General features: G+C 69.5%; 15 protein-coding genes. 1 reads left to right on the top strand and 14 read right to left on the bottom strand.

Annotation, left to right across the window (positions count from 1 at the left end; all coding sequences use genetic code 11):
* Positions 1-1,083 (bottom strand): MCP four helix bundle domain-containing protein (locus tag HFL01S_RS23960; protein ID WP_174525264.1); only part of this gene is annotated, 1,083 nt, incomplete at its 3' end.
* Positions 1,084-1,291: 208 nt separating this feature from the next.
* Here HFL01S_RS23960 and HFL01S_RS23965 point away from each other — a divergent pair.
* Positions 1,292-2,146 carry an enoyl-CoA hydratase-related protein gene (locus HFL01S_RS23965; protein WP_066263771.1) on the top strand — a complete coding sequence of 285 codons (855 nt, stop codon included), beginning with the start codon at positions 1,292-1,294 and terminating at the stop codon, positions 2,144-2,146.
* 18 nt (positions 2,147-2,164) lie between these two features.
* Here the strand turns inward: HFL01S_RS23965 and HFL01S_RS23970 are convergent, their stop codons facing one another.
* From HFL01S_RS23970 to HFL01S_RS24030, 13 genes are all read right to left on the bottom strand, one after another.
* On the bottom strand, positions 2,165-2,518 hold the full coding sequence (locus tag HFL01S_RS23970; protein WP_066263773.1) for a DUF1161 domain-containing protein: 354 nt from the start codon (positions 2,516-2,518) through the stop codon (positions 2,165-2,167).
* A gap of 11 nt (positions 2,519-2,529) precedes the next feature.
* Positions 2,530-3,030, bottom strand: coding sequence for a 6,7-dimethyl-8-ribityllumazine synthase (locus tag HFL01S_RS23975; RefSeq protein ID WP_066263779.1), 501 nt, complete (start codon positions 3,028-3,030; stop codon positions 2,530-2,532).
* Between the two features lie 23 nt (positions 3,031-3,053).
* Entirely contained in the window at positions 3,054-3,902 is an 849-nt protein-coding gene (locus HFL01S_RS23980; RefSeq protein WP_066263782.1) for a DUF429 domain-containing protein, read from the bottom strand.
* Positions 3,903-3,907: 5 nt separating this feature from the next.
* Positions 3,908-4,789 carry an EamA family transporter gene (locus HFL01S_RS23985; RefSeq protein ID WP_066263784.1) on the bottom strand — a complete coding sequence of 294 codons (882 nt, stop codon included), beginning with the start codon at positions 4,787-4,789 and terminating at the stop codon, positions 3,908-3,910.
* A gap of 60 nt (positions 4,790-4,849) precedes the next feature.
* A complete protein-coding gene (locus HFL01S_RS23990; protein WP_066263788.1) occupies positions 4,850-5,275 on the bottom strand; it encodes a BLUF domain-containing protein in 426 nt (141 codons plus the stop codon).
* 11 nt (positions 5,276-5,286) lie between these two features.
* Positions 5,287-5,997 (bottom strand): GTP cyclohydrolase I, encoded by a 711-nt coding sequence (folE, locus tag HFL01S_RS23995; RefSeq protein WP_439648611.1) that lies wholly within the window; start codon positions 5,995-5,997, stop codon positions 5,287-5,289.
* Between the two features lie 70 nt (positions 5,998-6,067).
* Positions 6,068-7,351: a cardiolipin synthase ClsB gene (gene clsB, locus HFL01S_RS24000; RefSeq protein ID WP_066263794.1), complete on the bottom strand. Its 1,284-nt coding sequence runs from the start codon at positions 7,349-7,351 to the stop codon at positions 6,068-6,070.
* Between the two features lie 41 nt (positions 7,352-7,392).
* Positions 7,393-8,121, bottom strand: a complete 729-nt coding sequence (locus HFL01S_RS24005) for an endonuclease/exonuclease/phosphatase family protein (protein WP_066263797.1) — start codon at positions 8,119-8,121, stop codon at positions 7,393-7,395.
* Positions 8,122-8,171: 50 nt separating this feature from the next.
* Complete coding sequence (locus HFL01S_RS24010) at positions 8,172-10,340, bottom strand: site-2 protease family protein (protein ID WP_245644952.1); 2,169 nt, start codon at positions 10,338-10,340, stop codon at positions 8,172-8,174.
* Positions 10,337-11,662, bottom strand: coding sequence for an efflux RND transporter periplasmic adaptor subunit (locus HFL01S_RS24015; RefSeq protein WP_066263801.1), 1,326 nt, complete (start codon positions 11,660-11,662; stop codon positions 10,337-10,339). Before HFL01S_RS24015 ends, HFL01S_RS24010 begins: the two co-directional genes overlap by 4 nt.
* Positions 11,663-11,669: 7 nt before the next feature.
* Positions 11,670-12,509 (bottom strand): efflux RND transporter periplasmic adaptor subunit, encoded by an 840-nt coding sequence (locus HFL01S_RS24020; RefSeq protein ID WP_084383617.1) that lies wholly within the window; start codon positions 12,507-12,509, stop codon positions 11,670-11,672.
* Positions 12,499-14,376 (bottom strand): TolC family protein, encoded by a 1,878-nt coding sequence (locus tag HFL01S_RS24025; protein ID WP_245644954.1) that lies wholly within the window; start codon positions 14,374-14,376, stop codon positions 12,499-12,501. Before HFL01S_RS24025 ends, HFL01S_RS24020 begins: the two co-directional genes overlap by 11 nt.
* 32 nt (positions 14,377-14,408) lie before the next feature.
* The coding region (locus HFL01S_RS24030) for a beta strand repeat-containing protein (protein ID WP_157539103.1) at positions 14,409-18,046 on the bottom strand (3,638 nt) is incomplete at its 5' end.

Raw genomic sequence — 18,046 nt, forward strand, 5'->3', positions numbered from 1 at the left:
CGAGCTCTGCGAGATGTCTTCCATGGTTTGCACCACCTGGCCCACCACATCGCCGCCGCGCGAGGCGGACTCGCTGGCGGTGACCGCCAGCTGCGTGGCCTGGCGCGCCGTCTCGGCGTTGCCCTGCACACGCTCGTTCATCTGCGTCATGGAGGTCGCGGTCTGCTGCAGGTGGCTGGCCTGCTGTTCGGTGCGGAGCGACAGGTCGGCGTTGCCCGAGGCGATTTCGGCCGTTCCAGTGGCGATCGAATCGGACGCATCGCGCACCTGCCCCACCACATGGGCCAGACTGGCCTGCATGGCACCCAGCGACGCCAGCACGCTGCCCGACGGCGCCTGGGCAGCGCCGTTCACCGGGTTCAGGTCGCCCGCAGCCACCCGCTGGGCGACGGCGCCCAGGTCGGCCGGCTCGGCACCCAGCTGGCGCACGATGCTGCGCGGAATCGCCCAGGCCAGCCAGGCGCCGCACACAAGGGCCACCGCCAGGGCCGCCAGCATCACGGTCAGAAAACCTTCCGCCTCCTCCATCGCCACCTTGTTCCTGGCCTGCAGGCGCGATTCCTCGAAATCGATGAGCTTGTTGATGGCCGCCAGCCAGGCCACGTACTGGGGCTTGGCCTCGTTCCACAGCAGCGCCTGGGCACCCTCGCGGTCCCCCGCCTCCACCTTTTCCACGATGGTGCGCGTGGTGGCCACGGCCCGGGCATCGATGTCGCGGATGGCGGCGTACAGCGAACGAAGCTCGTCCGCATCCGACGAGGTCTGCATGAGCTGCTCCAGCGGGCCGGCGGAGTCGGCGTAGAAACGGGCCAGATCGGCGATGGCGGCGACCTCGCGTGCGCGCTCGGACGGGTTGCCACTGAGCACGACATCGCGCACGGCAATGGCCCGGTCGTGTGCGGACCCGCGGAAATTGATGGCGTAGCGCTGCAGCGCGGCGTGCTCGCGGTTGTTGGACTGCAGCGCGGCACTGATGGCCTGCACCTTGGTGATGCCGACCACGGTCACGGCCACCAGGATGGCCAGAATGAGACCAAAACCAAGATGCAGCCGCCTGCCGACTGTCATGGAACCGAATTGCATGTGTGTGCTCCTGTCCCTGGAGGGACGATGTGTTGTGGGGTGACGTTCAACCGATGCACGATGCTCTTCGACAATAGATATTGCTTCTTGAACTATTCGATTAATAGTCAATTGCTATGAATTCGGCCACCTGACGCTGACGGGACAAGGCCGTTGAATTTCCTGTGAAGACAATCAGGGCCCTTTCACCCTGCTGGCGCGCCCCACCATGAGTCCATCCCCGTCCCCGACCTGTTTCTCTCTCAGCCAGACGCCCGATGGTGTGGCCCACCTGGTGCTCAGCCGCCCCGAGGCGATGAACACCATGCACCCGGCCTTCTGGCGCGAGCTGGACGACATCGTCACGCAGCTGCACCGCGAGGGCACGGCGCGGGCGCTGGTGATCAGTTCCACCGGCAAACATTTCAGCGCCGGCATGGCGCTGGAGACCTTTGCCGGCGCCATCCAGATGGACGACCAGAGCCCCGAGGGCCGCGCCGCCATCTTCGACCTGCTGACCGACATGCAGGCCACGTTCACGAAGATCGAGGCGCTGCGCTGCCCGGTGATCTTCGCCATCCAGGGCGGCTGCATCGGCGGCGCGGTGGACATGGTCACCACCGGCTGCATCCGCTACGCGACACAGGACGCCTTCTTCTGCATCCAGGAAATCAACATCGGCATGGTGGCGGATGTGGGCACGCTGCAGCGGCTGCCGAAGCTGGTGCCGTTCGCCGTGGTCAAGGAGCTCGCCTACACCGGCCGCCGCCTGCCGGCCGCCAAGGCGCTGGCCTACGGCCTGGTCAACGCGGTGTTCGACACACCCGAGGCCCTGCTGGCGGCCGCGCTGCAGTGCGCCAAGGAAATCGCCAGCAAACCGCCGATTGCCATCTGGGGCACCAAGCAGGCCGTGACCTACGCACGTGACCACAGCGTGGAGGACAGCCTGCGCCAGATGGGCTGGCTGCAGGGCGCGATCTGGAGCAATGCGCACGTGCGCGAGTCCATCGCCGCGATGAAGGACAAGCGCGCCGGGCAGTTCACGCCGCTGTCGGCGCTGCAATCCTTCAAGGAACTGGGCTGAGCGCGCGGCGGGCGCCGCTCAGGGTTTGCAGCTGGCGTTGCCGCGCACCACGGTGCCGTCGCGGCACTCGGTGATGATGTCCGCGTCGTCCGTGCGCGAGGCCACGGTGGCGGCCGGCCGGGCCGGACGCCCCGCCGCAGGCGGCGTGCTGGCCCGCACGTAGACCAGCTTGCGTGCGCCGCGGGCGCAGGTGCCGACCACCTTGCCCGCCACCTCGGCGTCAGCGTCCACCACGATCACCGCAAAGCCGGTGGCACCGGTGCCAGCGATCTGGAACTCGATGTGCTCGCGCAGCGGTTCGCAGATGTCGGCGGCGAAAGCACCGCCGCTCACCAGACCCAGGGCCAGCGCGGTCCAGCGGTTGGATCTCATCGCCCGCACCTTCAGGACGCCAGCAGGCCGTCGAGCCGGCGTAGCCCGGCCACCGTCTGCAGGCAGGCGTCGGCCGCTTCGGTCCCCTTGACCGCAAAGTGGCGCAGGAAGTACTTGCGGTGCTCGGCGTGTTCGCGGAAGTGGTGCGGCGTGTGCACGGCCAGGATGGTCGGCACGCCGGTGTCCAGCTGCACGTTCATCATGGCCTGGACCACGGTCTGCATGAGCGAATCGAAACGGTAGATGCCGTCGTCCACCACCAGCGCGCTGCCCACCACGGCGGCGTAGCGGCCCGAACGCGCCAGGCGCTGGGCGTGCAGCGGAATCTCGAACGCACCGGGCACGTCGAACAGATCGATGCGCTCCGGGCCGATGCCGGCTTCGGCCATGCGTGCAAGGAAGGCGTCGCGCGCCTGCTGGACGATGTCGGCGTGCCAGACGGCTTCGACGAAGGCAAACCGCAGACCGGCAGGCAGGTCGGTGGGAAAGGTGGCGGGGGTGGTGGTGCTCATGGGTGCCGGTATTGTCCGGGATGTCAGGCCCCGGCGATCCAGCCTTCGAGCGGGTCGAACGGTGGCAGACCGTAACAAGGGTGACCCGAGGTGTGCTGCTGCAGCGCCCAGGCCGCCTGCAGCAGGCAGAGCACCGCGTCGAGTGCATCGCCGCTGGCGTCGTCGGCCAGAGTGTCGCGCTGGGCGTGGCTGAGCTTGAGGCGCAGGCCGGCGCCGCGCAGCAGCGGCGCGTCGCCCAGCTCCAGCGCGTGGATCAGCGTCTTGCGCGCGATCAGGCGCTCGGGCGTCTGCTTGGCCCGGTCGTCGCTCTTGTACGAGGTGCTGCCGAGCACGCTGCGCGCCAGCAGGCCGGGGTAGGACTCCAGCGCCACGCGCCGCGGGTCGCCCTCGTGCAGGCCGGGCAGGCTCGCACCGGCGGCGATCAGGCGTGGCACGCCCGCGTGCAGCATGAAGGCCACCGGCGGGTTGACCCACTTCATGCTCGGGCTCGACCCGGCCGGGCCGTCGGTGGCGCGGTGGGCGAATTTGCCACCGGCCGGGCGCGCGTCGCAGAAGGCCGCGAAGGTCTCGCGGATCTGCTCGCGCGAGAGCGCCGCGTAGTGGGCCATGCACTCGCGCCAGCCGGTGGGCCAGCCCAGGGTTTCGACCAGTTCGCGCGGCAGGCCGAACGGCAGGTCGAAGCCGCCGACCCAGCCACCGCCCGGCGTTTCGGCCAGACGCGTCTGCCAGGCGTCCAGCGTCTCGAAGGTTTCGATGCGCTCCAGCAGCACGCGGCCCCGGTCGCTGCGGCCCACAGCGAGCGTCACCGGCTTGCGTTTCGAGGGCGCGCTGGTGAAGTCGCAGCCCAGCAGGGTGACGGGGTGCCTGTCCATTGCCGTCACCCGAGTCCCAGCGCCGCCACGCCCGCCGCGATGCAGCAGGCCCCCAGGATGCGCAGGCCGCGCTCGCCCTCGCCCAGCAGCTGGCCGCCGATCAGCGCCGCGAACAGCATCGACACCTCGCGCGCGGGGGCCACGTGCGACAGCGGCGCCTGCTGCATCGCGTAGAGCACCAGCACGTAGGCGATGGGGCTGACCGCCGCGACGGCCAGGGCGTAGCGCCACTGCTTCTGCCACAGCATCCAGGCGGTGGCGCGGTCGCGCAGCACGGCCGGCGCCAGCAGGGCCACGCGCACGAAGTTGCCCATGTAGTCCACCAGGATGGGCGACATCAGCAGCCAGCGCACCGCATAGCCGTCGACCAGGGTGTAGGACGCGATGAAGGCGCCGGTCAGCACGCCGTAGAACATGCCCTTGCGCACCCGCTTGCGGGCCACCGGGTCGTGCGCCGCGCGCCACAGGCCCGGACCGCCGGCGATCAGGAACACGCCCAGCACCACGCCCGCGATGCCCGCCGCGCCCAGCGCCGAGATGCGCTCGCCCAGGAACACGATGGCCACCAGCGACGACAGCAGCGGGCCGCTGCCGCGCGCCAGCGGGTAGACCACCGTGAGGTCGGCCTTGCGGTAGCCGCGCAGCAGGATCACGTAATAGAAGACGTGCAGCACGCCGCTGGCCACCACCAGCGCCCACTCTGTGCGGCCCCAGGTCGGCACCACGTCGCGCCCCAGCCACCAGCCCAGCGGCGCCCAGAGCAGCATCATGATGAAGGCGGTGAAGAAGGCGAAGCGCGCATCGCCCGCCGCTTTTTTGGCGACGATGTTCCAGCCGGCGTGGATCAGGCCGGCGAGCACGATCAGCGCGAAGGCAGTGGCTGTCACGACACGAAAAGAAAAACCGCAGGCCCGGTCCGGGTCACTGCGGTCGCGGGGCGTCGGGGCTCAGGCGCGGCCAATGATGCTGGCAGTGGCCATGAGCTCTTCCAGCAGGGCCAGCGAGACCTTGCCCGAGACCTGGTACGGATCGAACTCGGGCCGCTCGGAGTACTTGAGCACGATGGAGGTGTTGAGCTTGGCCAGGTTGACCGTGCCCATGGTCCAGCCACCGAAGCGGCGCTCACTGATCTCTTCGTAGTGCAGCAGCGCCACGTCGGTGTGGCGCTTGTCGAGCACGATGTGGTTGTAGAGCTTGTTGACCGTGTCGCGCCCGCCTTCGATGGCTTGCAGGAAGATGCCGCCGCCGTAACACAGCACACCGGTGATGCCGTGGTTCAGGTTGTGGGCGCGGGAGGTCTCAAGGATCGACTCCATGGACTTGGTGCAGTCCTTGTCGATCGCGCGGCTGACGTAGAGCAGGCGTACCAGCATGGTGGCTTTCCTCAGGATTTGCGGGGGATGAGGGAGAGGAATTCGCGGCGCAGGTTGGGGTCCTTGAGGAACACGCCGCGCATGACCGAGTTGATCATCTTGCTGTCCATGTCCTTCACGCCGCGCCAGGCCATGCAGTAGTGGCTGGCCTCCATGACGATGGCCAGGCCGTCGGGCTGGGTCTTTTCCTGGATCAGGTCGGCCAGCTGCACCACGGCCTCTTCCTGAATCTGCGGACGGCCCATGATCCATTCGGCCAGACGCGCGTACTTGGACAGGCCGATCACGTTGGTGTGTTCGTTGGGCATGACGCCGATCCAGATCTTGCCGATGACCGGGCAGAAGTGGTGGCTGCAGGCGCTGCGCACCGTAATCGGGCCGACGATCATCAGCTCGTTGAGGTGCTCGGCGTTGGGGAATTCGGTGACGCTCGGACCCTTGACGTAGCGACCGTTGAAGACCTCCTTGAGGTACATCTTGGCCACACGGCGCGCGGTGTCGCCGGTGTTGTGGTCGTTCTCGGTGTCGATGACCATGGCGTCGAGCACGCCCTGCATCTTGACCGTCACCTCGTCCAGCAGCTTCTCCAGCTCACCGGGCTCGATGAAGTCGGCGATGTTGTCGTTGGAGTGGAAGCGGTGTCGCGCGGCCTTGATGCGCTCGCGTATCTTGACCGATACGGGTGTGCCTTCGGAGTCGTCCAGCTGTTCAGGGTTGCTCATGGGTGTTCCGGATTGCATCAGCATCGGGCCATGCTAACACCGCCCCCCTGGCCCGCGGCACCCAGGGGTTTCAGTACCGGTGGCCGGTCAGGAACAGCAGGGTCCGCATGGCCATGAAAGCGATCCGGTCCAGCAGGCGCTGGTGCCAGGGGCGGCTGCCCAGCACCCGGGCGTCCAGCTTCTGGCCAGCGTGTTCCAGCAGCACGTCCAGCCGCTGGTGCAGCAGTTCGGCGAACCGCCGGTCGGTGGTCATCACATTGGCCTCGCGCGCCAGCAGCAGCGACAGCGGGTCCAGATTGGTCGAACCGACCGTGGCCCAGGCGCGGTCGACCACCGCCACCTTGGCGTGCAGGGCGCTGGGCGCGTACTCGCGGATGTCGATGCCGGCGTCCACCAGACGCTGGTAGACCGGGCGCGCGGCGCGGTACTGGAAGAAATTCTCGTAGCGGCCCTGCATCATCAGCCGCACCCGCACCCCGCGGGCCGCCGCCATGGTCAGGGCCTTGCGCAGCTTGCGGCCCGGGATGAAGTAGGCGTTGGCGATCACGATGTCGTGCCGGGCCGTGCCCAGGGCCCTGAGGTAGGCGCGCTCGATGTCGTGCCGGTGCCCCACGTTGTCGCGCAGCAGCAGGGTGGCCCGCGCATCGTTGACGCCCAGCGGGCCCTCGCTGACCAGCACCGAGCCGCCGGCTTCCGCGTCGGCGTTGACCCGCGACCCGAGGCCGGTGTAGAGCTCGACCTTTCGCAGCAAGCGCGTGAAGTCGCCCACCGGCTGGGCCTCCTTGAACGCCTCCCAGGCGGCCCGGAACTCGCGTTCGCGCGCCTTGCGCACGGCCTGCAGCCGCCACCACAGGGTTTCCATGGTGTCGACCATGTCGTCCACCAGCGGCCCGGCCACGCGCAGCGCGAAATCGAGACGCGGCACCTCCAGCCGGCCCAGTGCCACATCGTCGCGGTCGTCGATCAGGTTGATGCCGCCGCAGAAGCCGACCAGGCCGTCGACCACACACAGCTTGCGGTGCAGCCGGCGCCAGCTGCTGGGAATCAGCAGACCCAAACCGCCCAGCGGCGCATACACGCGCCAGCGCACACCCGCGGCGGCGAAGCGGCGCTGCCACTCCTCGGGCACCCGCGGCGTGCCCACGCCGTCGACCACCAGGCGCACCAGCACGCCGCGGCGGGCGGCGCGCTCCAGGGCCTCGGCCACGCTGAGCGCCGAGCCGGCGAACTCGAAGATGTAGGTTTCCAGGTGCACCACGCGCCGGGCCGCGTCCATCGCCTCGACCAGCGCGGGGAACAGCGCGTCGCCGCCTTCGAGCAGCAGCAACTGGTGGCCGGGCCGAGGTGGCGCCATGGGTCTGTCGCCGGCCAGGGGGTCGACAGGTCCGCCGCTTTTCACAGTTCCAGCTCGGCGATCAGCGGCAGGTGGTCGGACATGCGCGTCCAGGCCTTGCCGTGCGGCACGTGCGCACTCAGCGGCCTGAGCCCGCGCATGTAGATGCGGTCCAGGTGCAGCATGGGCAGGCGCGAGGGGTAGGTCGGCAGCCGGATGCCGTCGAAGGTGCGCAGGTCCAGCGCCGCCATCGGCTTGAGCAGCTGGGCGCCCCAGTCGTTGAAGTCGCCGGCCACGATCAGCGGCGCGTCGGCCGGCACCTCGTGGGCCACGTAGCGCCCCAGGCGCTGCACCTGGCGCTCGCGGCTGGCGTGGATGAGGCCGAAGTGCACCACCACCACATGCACCTCGCGCCCGTCGATCAGCAGGTGCACGTGCAGCAGGCCGCGCTGCTCGAAGCGGTGGTCGGACACGTCCGAGTGGCGGGTGTCCAGCACCGGCCAGCGCGACAGCAGCGCATTGCCGTGTTCGCCGTGGCGCGTCACCGCGTTGGTGCGGTAGACCGACTCACAGCCCTCGGGCGAGAGGTAGTCGGCCTGCTCCAGGTCGGGCCAGCGGGTGAAGTGCTTTTCCAGCTTGCGGTGGTGTCGGCGCACCTCCTGCAGGCAGACGATGTCGGCATCGAACTGCTCCACCGCATGCGCCAGGTTGTGGATTTCCAGCCGGCGCACCGGGCCCAGGCCCTGAACGCCCTTGTGGATGTTGTAGGTCGCGACTCGCAGGATGCTCATGCGCGAATGATCGCATGGCAGCGAACCGCGAAGCGGCGCAGCGTGGGGGCCTAGAACCCGCTCTCCCGAACCAGCACCGATGCCACCTTGCGGAACACCCCGGTGGCCAGCGACTCGGCCTCGCCCTCGATGCGCACCCGCACGGTGGCCATCTGCTGCGTCGGCAGGGGTTCGTCCAGCACGATGCGCACCCGGAACAGCGCGTCGCGCACCACGTGGCCCCGCTCCTGCCCTTCCTTCGGCGGCTCGACCACGGTGGCGATCGGCCCGCCGCTGCTGGCGTCCAGCATGGGGTTGGGCAGTGCCAGGGTGCGCGAGACGTCGATGGCCTCGATGCGCCCGTCCACCCAGGCGCGCGGATCGGCCAGCAGCCCGGCCCGCACCGGCTGGCCGACCTGCAGGCGGCCCAGCTGCGCCTCTTCGATGAAGGCATCCACCACCCAGCTGCGCTGGTCCACCAGCAGCGCCAGCGGCTCGCGCGGCTTGACCCAGACGCCGGGCGCCAGCGCCGGGTCGATGTCGCGCAGCTCGCCGTCGAAGGCGGCGCGCAGGGTCAGGCGCTCACGCTCGTCTTCGCTGAGCTTTTCCTCGGCCTCAAAAAAGGCCTTCTGCGAGTTGAGCGACTGCCGCTGGGCCTCGCCGTCGGGCAGGCCCAGCAGGCCGGCGATCTGCGATTCGCGGGCCTGGGCCAGCTGGCGCGACTTGTCCTGCGCGATGCCCAGGATCGACGAGTCGAGCACAAACAGCACGTCGCCGGCCTTGAAGGTGCGCTGCGCCGGCATGGACACGATCTGCGCAGCGAACGGCGCGTGGATCGGCTGCTGTTCCTGCGCGTGGTACCAGCCGTAGCCGGCGACGCGGCTGCTGAACGGGGTCAGCAGCAGGACCAGACCGGCCAGCACGATGCCCGCCAGCCAGCGCTTGCGATGGCCGGTGATCTCCGCGCGGCGCTTTTTCCAGACTTCAAGTTCTTTCATCACGGGGCGTCCGATGAACCACACCAGCTCCAGCAGCATGAGCAGGATGCCCAGCAGTTTGAAGAAGAAGACATACACCAGCAAGGCGATGCCGATGAACACCGTCAGCCGGTACACCCAGGTGATCAGGGCGAACACGATCAGCGCACGGCGCTTGCCGTCGGGGAAACCTTCGGGCCAGCGGTCCTGGAAGCCCAGCAGAGTGCGGCGCATCCAGGTGCGGGCCAGCGCGCTGGAGCGTTCGTGCAGGTTCGGCAGGTCGAGCACGTCGCTGGCGATGAAGTAGCCATCGAAGCGCATGAACGGGCTGGCGTTGATCGCCACCGTCAGCACCCAGCTGGTGGTGGCCAGGAAGAACATGCCGTTGCGGAACGCGCCATCCGGCGCCAGGCTCCACACCAGGGTGGCGATGCCGGCCAGCGCCAGTTCCACCGCGATGCCGGCGCTGGCAATGGCCAGGCGCTGGCGCGAGTCCTTAAGCCGCCAGCTCTCGCCGGTGTCGGTGTAGAGCATGGGGAACATCACCAGGAAGGCCACGCCCATGTGGGCCACCCGCACGCCGTAGCGGGTGGCGGCAAACGCGTGGCCCAGCTCGTGCAGCGCCTTGGCGAACAGCAGGGCCACGCCGTAACCCAGCAGGCCGTTCCAGGTCATGTTGTCGACCAGGGTGTGGGTGAACTGGTCCCACTGGCGCGACACCAGGAACACCCCCAGCAGCGTGATCGCCAGCACCACGGTGGCGATCAGCGGCATATTCAGCCGCGCCAGGAAGGGCTGCAGCGCCGCCAGCCAGGCCTGGGGCCGCACCAGCGGCAGGCGGAAGAACAGGTAGTTGTGCAGCAGCGATTCCAGCAGCGAGCGCTGCATGGACTGCGCGCGGGCGATGGCTTTGACGACGTCGGCCTTGCCGGTCATGCGCAGCAGCTGGTTGTCCGAGAGGAATTTCTCCAGCGCGCGCACGTCGTCAGCGGTCACGTTCAGCGGCGTCTGCTGGTTGACGGTGCGCACCAGCGAGGCCAGGTCGTTGTCGGCCCAGTGCACCAGCAGCTCGAAGTCGAGCCAGCCGATGCGGAAGAACCGGTTGGTCACCGGGTCCTGGATCATCCAGGCCGGCGTGCCGTCCTCGTTGGGCGCGGCCGGGAACAGGATCAGCTCGTCGCGGATCGGCGGCAGCGGCTGCTTGCGCGGCGGCGCCTGGACCCGGACCTGCCCGGCCGCCGGCACCGCGGCGCCGGTGCTCACAGCCCGCTCCATTCCCTCAGGTGGGCCAGCGGGCGGCGGAACAGGTAGTAGCCCAGCAGCACCCAGTCGCCAGAGATGCGCGCCGTGCCGCGCAGGCCGATGCGGGGCAGCTCGGTGCCGTCATCGAATTTCGCGCGCAGCTTGTACGAGGCCACGCTGTCGGGGCTCAGGGTGGCCTGGTAGCTCGCCTCGACCAGCCGGCCGGAACGCGGGCTGAGCGGCTCGGTGTGCAGGAACAGGCGCACCGGCGCGTCCAGCTCCAGGTTGATCGCGTCGGCCACCGCCAGCCAGACCTGGATGCCGCCGTCTTCGGGCTGCGCCAGCTGCATCACGCGCTCGCCGGTCATCACCGGGCGGCCGATCCAGTCGTTGGTGTCCGAGAAGATCGCAATGCCGTCGCGGTCGGCGCGCACCTCGACGCGCTGCGCCTGCGTTTCCACCGCGGCCAGCTCGGCCTCCTTCTCGCGCACGCGGCCCAGGGCGACGGCCACATCGGCCTTGCTCTTGAGGTCGTCGAACGCGCGCTGCTGGGCGATGTGGGCGTCGGCCTGGGCGATCTCCAGCGCCTTGCGGGCCACGGCGAGCCGGTTCAGCAGCGACGAGTCGTCCAGCGAGAACAGCAGGTCCCCCGCCTTGACCTTGGCGTTGGGCGCCACAGCGAAGGAGCCGACCACCCCGTCCTGCGGCGCGGCGACGGCGGTGGCGTTCAGCGCCACCACCTCGGCCGGTGCCAGCACCGACAGGCGCACCGGGACGAACAGACTGAGCACCAGCAGGCCCGCCAGGATCCAGCGGTTGCGCTTTTTGGCCATGGGCCGCAGCCAGCGCCAGCGGTCCTGCGAGGTCTGGCGCATGCCCGCCAGGCAGTAGCCGTAGGTGGCGTGCAGGCGGCCCAGCAGCTCGCAGGCGCGGTCGGACCAGGGCTGTTCGGCCGCGTAGAGCACCACGCCCTTGAACGCTCCCTGCCGGTCGCGCAGGGGCACCAGGGCCAGGTGCTCGGGCAGCCACTCGCCCCAGCCTTCGGCGTCGTCGGGCGAGGCGTCGGCGATGTCCAGGCGGTGGATCGCACCGTCGCGCGGGAAGCGCTGGGCAAAGCTGCTGAGCCAGACCGCGAACGGCGAGTCGTTGGCCACGCTGACCAGACCGGACGCGGCGACCAGCCGCAGCCGCTCGCCCTCCAGCTCGAACATCGCGGCCTGCCGGTAGGGCGTGAGCGCGTGGGTCTCGTTGACGATGGTGAAGCGCAGCGCGGCGACCGCCTCGGCCTCCAGCGCCCGGGCTTCGATCTGCAGCAGGACGCCCAGATCCGATGCGTCGCTCATGTCGGACTCAGCGCATGCCGGAGAACGTGGCGACGCCGCTCATGCCGGGCAGCAGGTCCGGATGGGACTTGGTCATGGTCGCTTCCAGCTCGATGGTCTGGCTCACCGGGTCGACCCGGCCGTTGATGCGGTGCACCTTGGCCTGGTAGGTCTGGCCGGTTTCGTCGATGGTCACGTCGAACACATGGCCCATCTTCAGCGTCGAGATCCAGCTGGACGGCACGTTCAGCTTCATCAGCAGCAGGCCGGAGCGCACCAGGTCCAGCAGCGGCTGACCGGCCGCCACCGTCATGAAGCTGCGCACGTGCAGCTTGGCGGTGCGGCCGTCCCAGGGCGCACGGATCGTGCACTGGGAGATCTGGAAGTTGTAGAGGTCGACCTGCGCCTTGGACTTGGCCACGGCACTGGCCGCCAGCGCGACCTCGACGTCGCTGGCCTGCTCCAGGCCCTGCATGCGCAGCTTGGCCCCGTACTGTTCGGTGGCGGCGGCCTGGTCGGCCTTGGCCATCGCCAGGCGGGCGCGGGGCTCGTCGCAGTCCATGGACACCAGCACCGCCCCCTGTTTGAAGGGAACGCCCAGGCCGACATGCAGTTGAGCGATGCGGCCCGGCACCGGGCTGGCCAGCACCGTCTCGCCCGCCGGCAGCACCAGCACGCGGACGGAGGCCGGCGCAGGCGCTGCCGCCGGCGCTGCGGCAGCCGCTGCTGGCTTGGCAGGAGCGGTGGGTGCGGCCGGTGGCTTGGCGGCACCAGCGGTCTGGGCCGACGCGGCCAGAGAGGCAGCGCCAAGGAGAAGGGCTGCGCCAGCGGCGCGCCAGGGGTTCAGAGCAGTCAGATCAGTCGACATGGAGCCATGATTTGATGTCGCCAAGATTGGCATTGAGCGCCGCCACCAGGCTGGACTCGTAGACCGAGGCCCGGGCGTTGGCCGGAATGGTAGTTGCAAAGCGCGCCTTCTGGGACTGGCCCGACCCGTCGGTCAGCTCCAGCGTCCAGGCGGCTTTCTCCACCCCGTTGTTTTCGGCCGCAGTGAACGCCAGCTTGAGCGGAATGCCGTCCTTGGCGTCGGTGGCGATCTGGTGGCGACCCAGCAGCTCGGTCACCAGCGCCTTCATGCGCACCTGCTGCACCGGGTCCTGGATGCCCGCCAGGTTCACGTTCACCGTGGCCGCGCGCCCGAACAGGTTGGAGGACAGCGCAAACGCGTCCTTCTCGGTGGCCTTGAGGTGGCCCTTGATGCGGTCGGTGAGCTGGGCCAGGTCGTTGCCCTCGAAGTCGTCGGCAATCGGGTCGAAGCCCAGGGTGTTGTACAGGCGGCCGAAGGCGATGTGGGCGTTCGCATACGCGTTGGCGCGCTGGTACTGGCCCAGCACGGCGCGGGCCTGGGTGCGGATGACCTCCAGCTCGCTTTCCAGCTTGGCGCTCATCGAGGCCTTGGTGAAGGCGGCCAGGCGGGTGTCCACCTGCGCGGCCTGGTCGGCCAGCCGGAAGTCCTCCAGCGCCATCTTGTAACGCTCGGCGCTCACGCGGGTCTGCGTCAGGATGGCCATGGACAGGGCCATGCGGCGGGCCTCGTCGGTCGCTTCCTGGTACTTCTGGGCGTCCTTCATGGCCGGAATCGCCACCAGGCGCATCAGGTTCCAGGCCAGGCTCACGCCGCCTTCGGACCAGCTGTTGTTGTAGCTGTAGACGTTGGAGTCGTGGCGGCGGCCGTAGTTGAAGGAGATGCCGGGCAGCATGCCCAGGATCTGCTTGCGCGCCTCGTCGGAGGTGATGCGCTTGCGGAAGTCCTCCTCGCGCAGCTCCGGGCGCTGCAGCAGGGCCATGTCTTCGAGCTTGGCGATCTCGCGCGGCGGGGTGGGCAGCGCGGTCTCGTTGGCTTCGGCCACCTGGAAGTCCACGCCCGGGGGCACGTTCATCAGGGCGGCCAGCTCACGTTTGGCGAACTCCAGGTCCTGGCGGCGCTGGTTCAGCAGCGTGGTCGCGTCCAGCAGCGCGCGCTGGTAGGCCAGCGCCAGGCCCGGCGGGATGATCTTCTGTGTCTCGGCCTCGCGCGAGCGGGTCAGCGCGAGCGAGGCGCGCTGCAGGATGTCGTCGGCCTGGGCGTTCAGTCGCTGGGCGCCCAGGGCGCGCCAGTAGGCCGCGCGCACGTCCTGCAGCAGGTTCTGCACCACCTTGCGGCGGCGCTCTTCGGCGATCAGGAACTGGTCGCCCTGCTGGCGGGCACGGTAGTAGGAGACACCGAAGTCCAGCACGTTCCAGGAGAACTCGATGCCGCGCAGCGAGCGGCTGCGTTCGTCGGAGGTGGTCGGGCGGTCGGCGATCTCGCCGTCCAGGATGCCCACGCTCACGCCGCCGGAGTCGTTGCTGCGGCGGGTGTAGCCGGCCGAAGCCACCATGTGGGGCAGCATGTCGTGGCTGGCGAAATCGGTCAGGCCCATGGCCAGGGCCGACTCCATCTTCTTGAGGCGGTAGTCCAGGTTGTACTTGAGGGCGCGGGCCACGGCCTCTTCCATCGCGATCGGGGCCGTGATGGGCGCCTGGTCGACGTACATGCGGGCGGTGTCGGTCTTGACGCGCTCGCGCACTTCATCGGCCGTGATGGCCTTGGGCGCGACCGAGCAACCGGCCACCAGGGCGGCGATCGCCACCGCCACCAGCGTCTGCGGCAGGCGCCGCACGGCGCCCGAGATGCTCTGTTGTTGTTGGTTCATGGGGATGTCCTTGTTCATGGTCGGTATCGGGTTCAGCCGGAAACGGCGGCACGGGTGATCGGGCGGGCGCTGAGCGCACGGTCCTTGGCAAATCGCTGCAGCTGGTGGCGCAGGCCGGTGGCCGCCTGGGGCTTGTCCACCGTCTTTTCGACCGCCTTGACCGGCTCCTTGACCGGTTCCTGAGCGGGCTTCTCGGACACGGCGGGCTCGGCCGCGGCCTTGGTCACAGCCTCGGGGCCCTGCTCGCGCAGCACCGTCTGGGCCAGCTGGGTGGAGGAACCGTCGGCCTGCGGGGCGCCCAGCGCAAACTGATCGGCCAGCGTGCCAAAGCCGGGGGTGGCCGAGTTGTTGGCATCCAGCGTGGCCGAGCGCAACCTCGACTCCAGCTGCGAGGCGCGCACCGCGTGCTGCACCCACAGGCTCGGGTCGGTCGAAATCGGCTGGTGGCGCACCGCGAGCTGCACGTACAGCGCCGGGGCGGGCGCCTGCAGCGCGCCGTACACGGGCTCACGCACCAGGCCGATGTGATCGCCCCGCTCGTTGTCCGCGAACAGCAGACTGTCGGGCAGCTGCGCCATGGCCTCGCCCAGCAGCGGGGCACCTGTCGGCACCGCGCCCAGCGACGATGAGTACAGGCCCTGCTCTCCGCTGGCATCGGCCACCGCGTACAGCACGTGCAGCTTGCCGTCCTCGGGCGGCGGCGACACGGGCGAACGTGGGGCATCGGGCGCAGGCGCCGGAGCGGGCGCTGGCGCCGGGGCGGGTGCTGGAGCCGGGGCAGGCGCCGGGGCCGGAGCGGGCGCTGGCGGGGGGGCCGGCGGCGCGGGAGGCTGCACCGTCGGTTCGCCCGCAATCGCGGCGAACGACAGCGTGGCAGACGACGTGGCACTGCCGTCGCTGATGGTGTAGGTGGCGCTGGGGATCGGCCCCGTGTAGCCCGGCAGCGGGGTGAAGGTGAACGAACCGTCCTGGTTGATCACCAGGGTGCCCACGCCCGGGATGGAGGCCGTGTCGCCCGGCGGGAAACTGCCCGGCACACCGGTGATGGTGAAGCCGGTGACGGTCAGCGGGTCGCCGTTCGGGTCGGTGTCGTTGGGCAGCACGTTGCCGGTGACCGGTGTGTCCACCGTGGTCGGCAGCGGGCCGTCGTTGGTTGCCACCGGTGCGCCGTTGGGCACGTCGGCAAAGCTCAGCACCGCGCTGTCCGTGCCACCCTGGCCATCGCTGATGGTGTAGGTGACCGGCGGCACCGGGCCGGCGTAGCCGGTGGCCGGGGTGAAGGTGTAGCCGCCGTTGGCGCCGATCACCAGCGTGCCGATGGGGTCGCCGGTGTTGTCGCGGATCGTGGCGGTCTGGCCGGCACCGAAGCTCTCGGGCGTGCCGTCGCCGTTGGTGTCCACGGTGAAACCGGACACCACCAGCGGATCGCCGTCGACGTCGCTGTCGACGCCCGAGCCGCTGTTGTCGGTGATGACGTTGCCCGACACCGGCGTGCCCGGTGTGGTCGGCACCGGTCCGTTGTCGGTCGCCACCGGCGCGTCGTTCACCGGGTCGACCAGCAGGCGGATGGTGGCCGTGGCGGTCAGGCCATCGGGGTCCGCGACGGTGTAGCTGATCGGCACCGGGGTGCCGGTGTTGTAGTAGTTGGGCTCAGGCGTGAAGGTGAGCGTGCCGTCCGGGTTGAGCACCAGCTCGCCGATCGGATCGCCGCTGACCGGGTCGTTGATCACCACCGGCGTGCCGGGGGTCACGTTGACGCCGTTGATCTGCGTGATCTCCAGCGGCTGGCCTTCCGGATCGCTGTCGTTGGTCAGCGGGTTGAAGGTGACCGGCTGGTCTTCCTGGCCGCGCACGTTGTCGTTCTGGGCGATGGGCGGGTCGTTGGAGGCGTCCACCACGATGCTCAGGGTGGCGGTGTCGGTGCCGCCATTGCTGTCGGAAACGGTGTAGACCACCGGCGGCACGGCGCCCTCGAAGCCGGGCTCGGGGTCGAAGGTGTAGCTGCCATTGGCATTGACCGTCAGCTGGCCCACGTTGAGGATGGTCAGCGGAGTGCCCAGCACGCCCGGCACACCGTTGACGGTGAAGCCCGACACGGTGAGCGCATCGCCATCGGGGTCGCTGTCGACGCCACCCGCCAGCGGGCCGTTGCCGTCATCGGTGAGCAGGTTGCCGATCACGTTCGTGTCCGGCGCCGTGATGGCGCTGTTGTCGGCGGCCACCGGCGCGTCGTTCAGTCCGTTGACGGTGATGGTCAGCGTGGCCGTCGCGGTCTGGCCGGCCGGGTCGGTGACGGTGTAGGTGAACACGTCCTGCACCGCCGCACCGGCCGGCAGGTCCTGCGCCGCGGCGGTGGGGGTGTAGCTGTAACTGCCGTCGGCGTTCAGCACCAGGGTGCCGTAGCTGCCCACCACCGGCGAACCCACGCCACCCGCGGCGCCGTTCACGGCACTCACCGAGAGGCTGTCGCCGTTGGGGTCGCTGTCCACACCGCCCGGTGCCGCGCCGCTCTGGATCACGCCGTTGGCGGCCGAGACCGTCAGCGCCGCGTCTTCCGTGGTGCTGTTGGTGTCCGGCTGGGCCACGGGGGCCAGGTTGTCCACGCCCACTTCGATGGTGACCGTCGCGCCCGAGGTCTCGCCCGCCGGGTCGGCCACCGTGTAGCCGAAGCTGGCCGTGCCGGTGTAGCCGGTGGCCGGTGTGAACACCAGCTGGCCACCGACCAGCGCCACCGTGCCGTTGGCCACCGGAACGGCCGCGCCGCCCTCGGTGATGGCTTGGCCGTTCACCGCCGTCACCACCAGGGTGTCGCCATCGGGGTCGCTGTCGTTGGCCGTCACATCGACGGTCACCGGCGTGTCGACCTGGGTCACCGTGGCGTCGTCGCTGGCGGCCGGCGGGTCGTTCACCGGCGTCACGGTCACCGTCACCTGGGCATTGAGTTCGTTGCCCAGACGGTCTTCCACCGTGTAGTTGAAGGCCACCGGGCCGTTGTAGCCGGGCGCCGGCGTGAAGACCAGCTGGTCGTCGGTCGGATCGCTCGGGTCGCCCCCGCTGAGGCTGACCACGCCGATGGTCAGCCCGGTGCCGCTGTCCACCAGCGTCACCGGAGAGCCCGACGAAATGGGGCTGCCGTTGATCTCGGTGATGGTCAGAGGCCCTTCGCTGCCCGGGTCGTCGTTGTCCAGCACGTCGATGGTCACCGGCGTGTCTTCCGGCGTGGTGGCGTTGTCGCCCACCACCGACGGCGTTTCGCTCAGCGGCGTCACGGTGATGTTCAGCGTGGCGGTGTCGGTGCCGCCGTTGCCGTCGCTCAGGGTGTAGACCACCTGGGGCGCGTTGCCCACGAAGGCGGGCAGCGGGTCGAAGGTGTAGCTGCCGTTGCTGTTGATGGTCAGGTCGCCAACGCCAGGGATGGTCAGCGGGCTGCCGACCACGCCGGACACACCACCGACGGTGAAGGCGCTCACGCTCAGCGTGCCGCTGTCGATGTCGCTGTCCACGCCGTCGCCGGTGTTGTCGGTGATGACGTTGCCGCTGACGTTGGTGTCCTGGATGGTCGTGGCCACGTTGTCGGTGGCCACCGGCGCGTCGTTGACCGGGCTCATCGTGAGAGTCAGCGTGGAGGTGTCGGTGCCGCCGTTGCCGTCTGTCACCGTGTACGTGGCCA

It is taken from the genome of Hydrogenophaga flava NBRC 102514 (genome assembly GCF_001571145.1).
Lineage (GTDB): Bacteria > Pseudomonadota > Gammaproteobacteria > Burkholderiales > Burkholderiaceae_C > Hydrogenophaga > Hydrogenophaga flava.

Excerpts from the sequence above, each read along its gene's own strand:
- HFL01S_RS24020 (WP_084383617.1), bottom strand. The coding sequence starts at position 12,509 with ATGTCGACTGATCTGACTGCTCTGAACCCCTGGCGCGCCGCTGGCGCA.
- HFL01S_RS23965 (WP_066263771.1), top strand. The coding sequence starts at position 1,292 with ATGAGTCCATCCCCGTCCCCGACCTGTTTCTCTCTCAGCCAGACGCCC.
- HFL01S_RS23990 (WP_066263788.1), bottom strand. The coding sequence starts at position 5,275 with ATGCTGGTACGCCTGCTCTACGTCAGCCGCGCGATCGACAAGGACTGC.
- HFL01S_RS23975 (WP_066263779.1), bottom strand. The coding sequence starts at position 3,030 with ATGAGCACCACCACCCCCGCCACCTTTCCCACCGACCTGCCTGCCGGT.
- HFL01S_RS23970 (WP_066263773.1), bottom strand. The coding sequence starts at position 2,518 with ATGAGATCCAACCGCTGGACCGCGCTGGCCCTGGGTCTGGTGAGCGGC.
- HFL01S_RS24005 (WP_066263797.1), bottom strand. The coding sequence starts at position 8,121 with ATGAGCATCCTGCGAGTCGCGACCTACAACATCCACAAGGGCGTTCAG.
- HFL01S_RS24025 (WP_245644954.1), bottom strand. The coding sequence starts at position 14,376 with ATGAACCAACAACAACAGAGCATCTCGGGCGCCGTGCGGCGCCTGCCG.
- folE (WP_439648611.1), bottom strand. The coding sequence starts at position 5,997 with ATGAGCAACCCTGAACAGCTGGACGACTCCGAAGGCACACCCGTATCG.
- HFL01S_RS24015 (WP_066263801.1), bottom strand. The coding sequence starts at position 11,662 with ATGAGCGACGCATCGGATCTGGGCGTCCTGCTGCAGATCGAAGCCCGG.
- clsB (WP_066263794.1), bottom strand. The coding sequence starts at position 7,351 with ATGGCGCCACCTCGGCCCGGCCACCAGTTGCTGCTGCTCGAAGGCGGC.
- HFL01S_RS23980 (WP_066263782.1), bottom strand. The coding sequence starts at position 3,902 with ATGGACAGGCACCCCGTCACCCTGCTGGGCTGCGACTTCACCAGCGCG.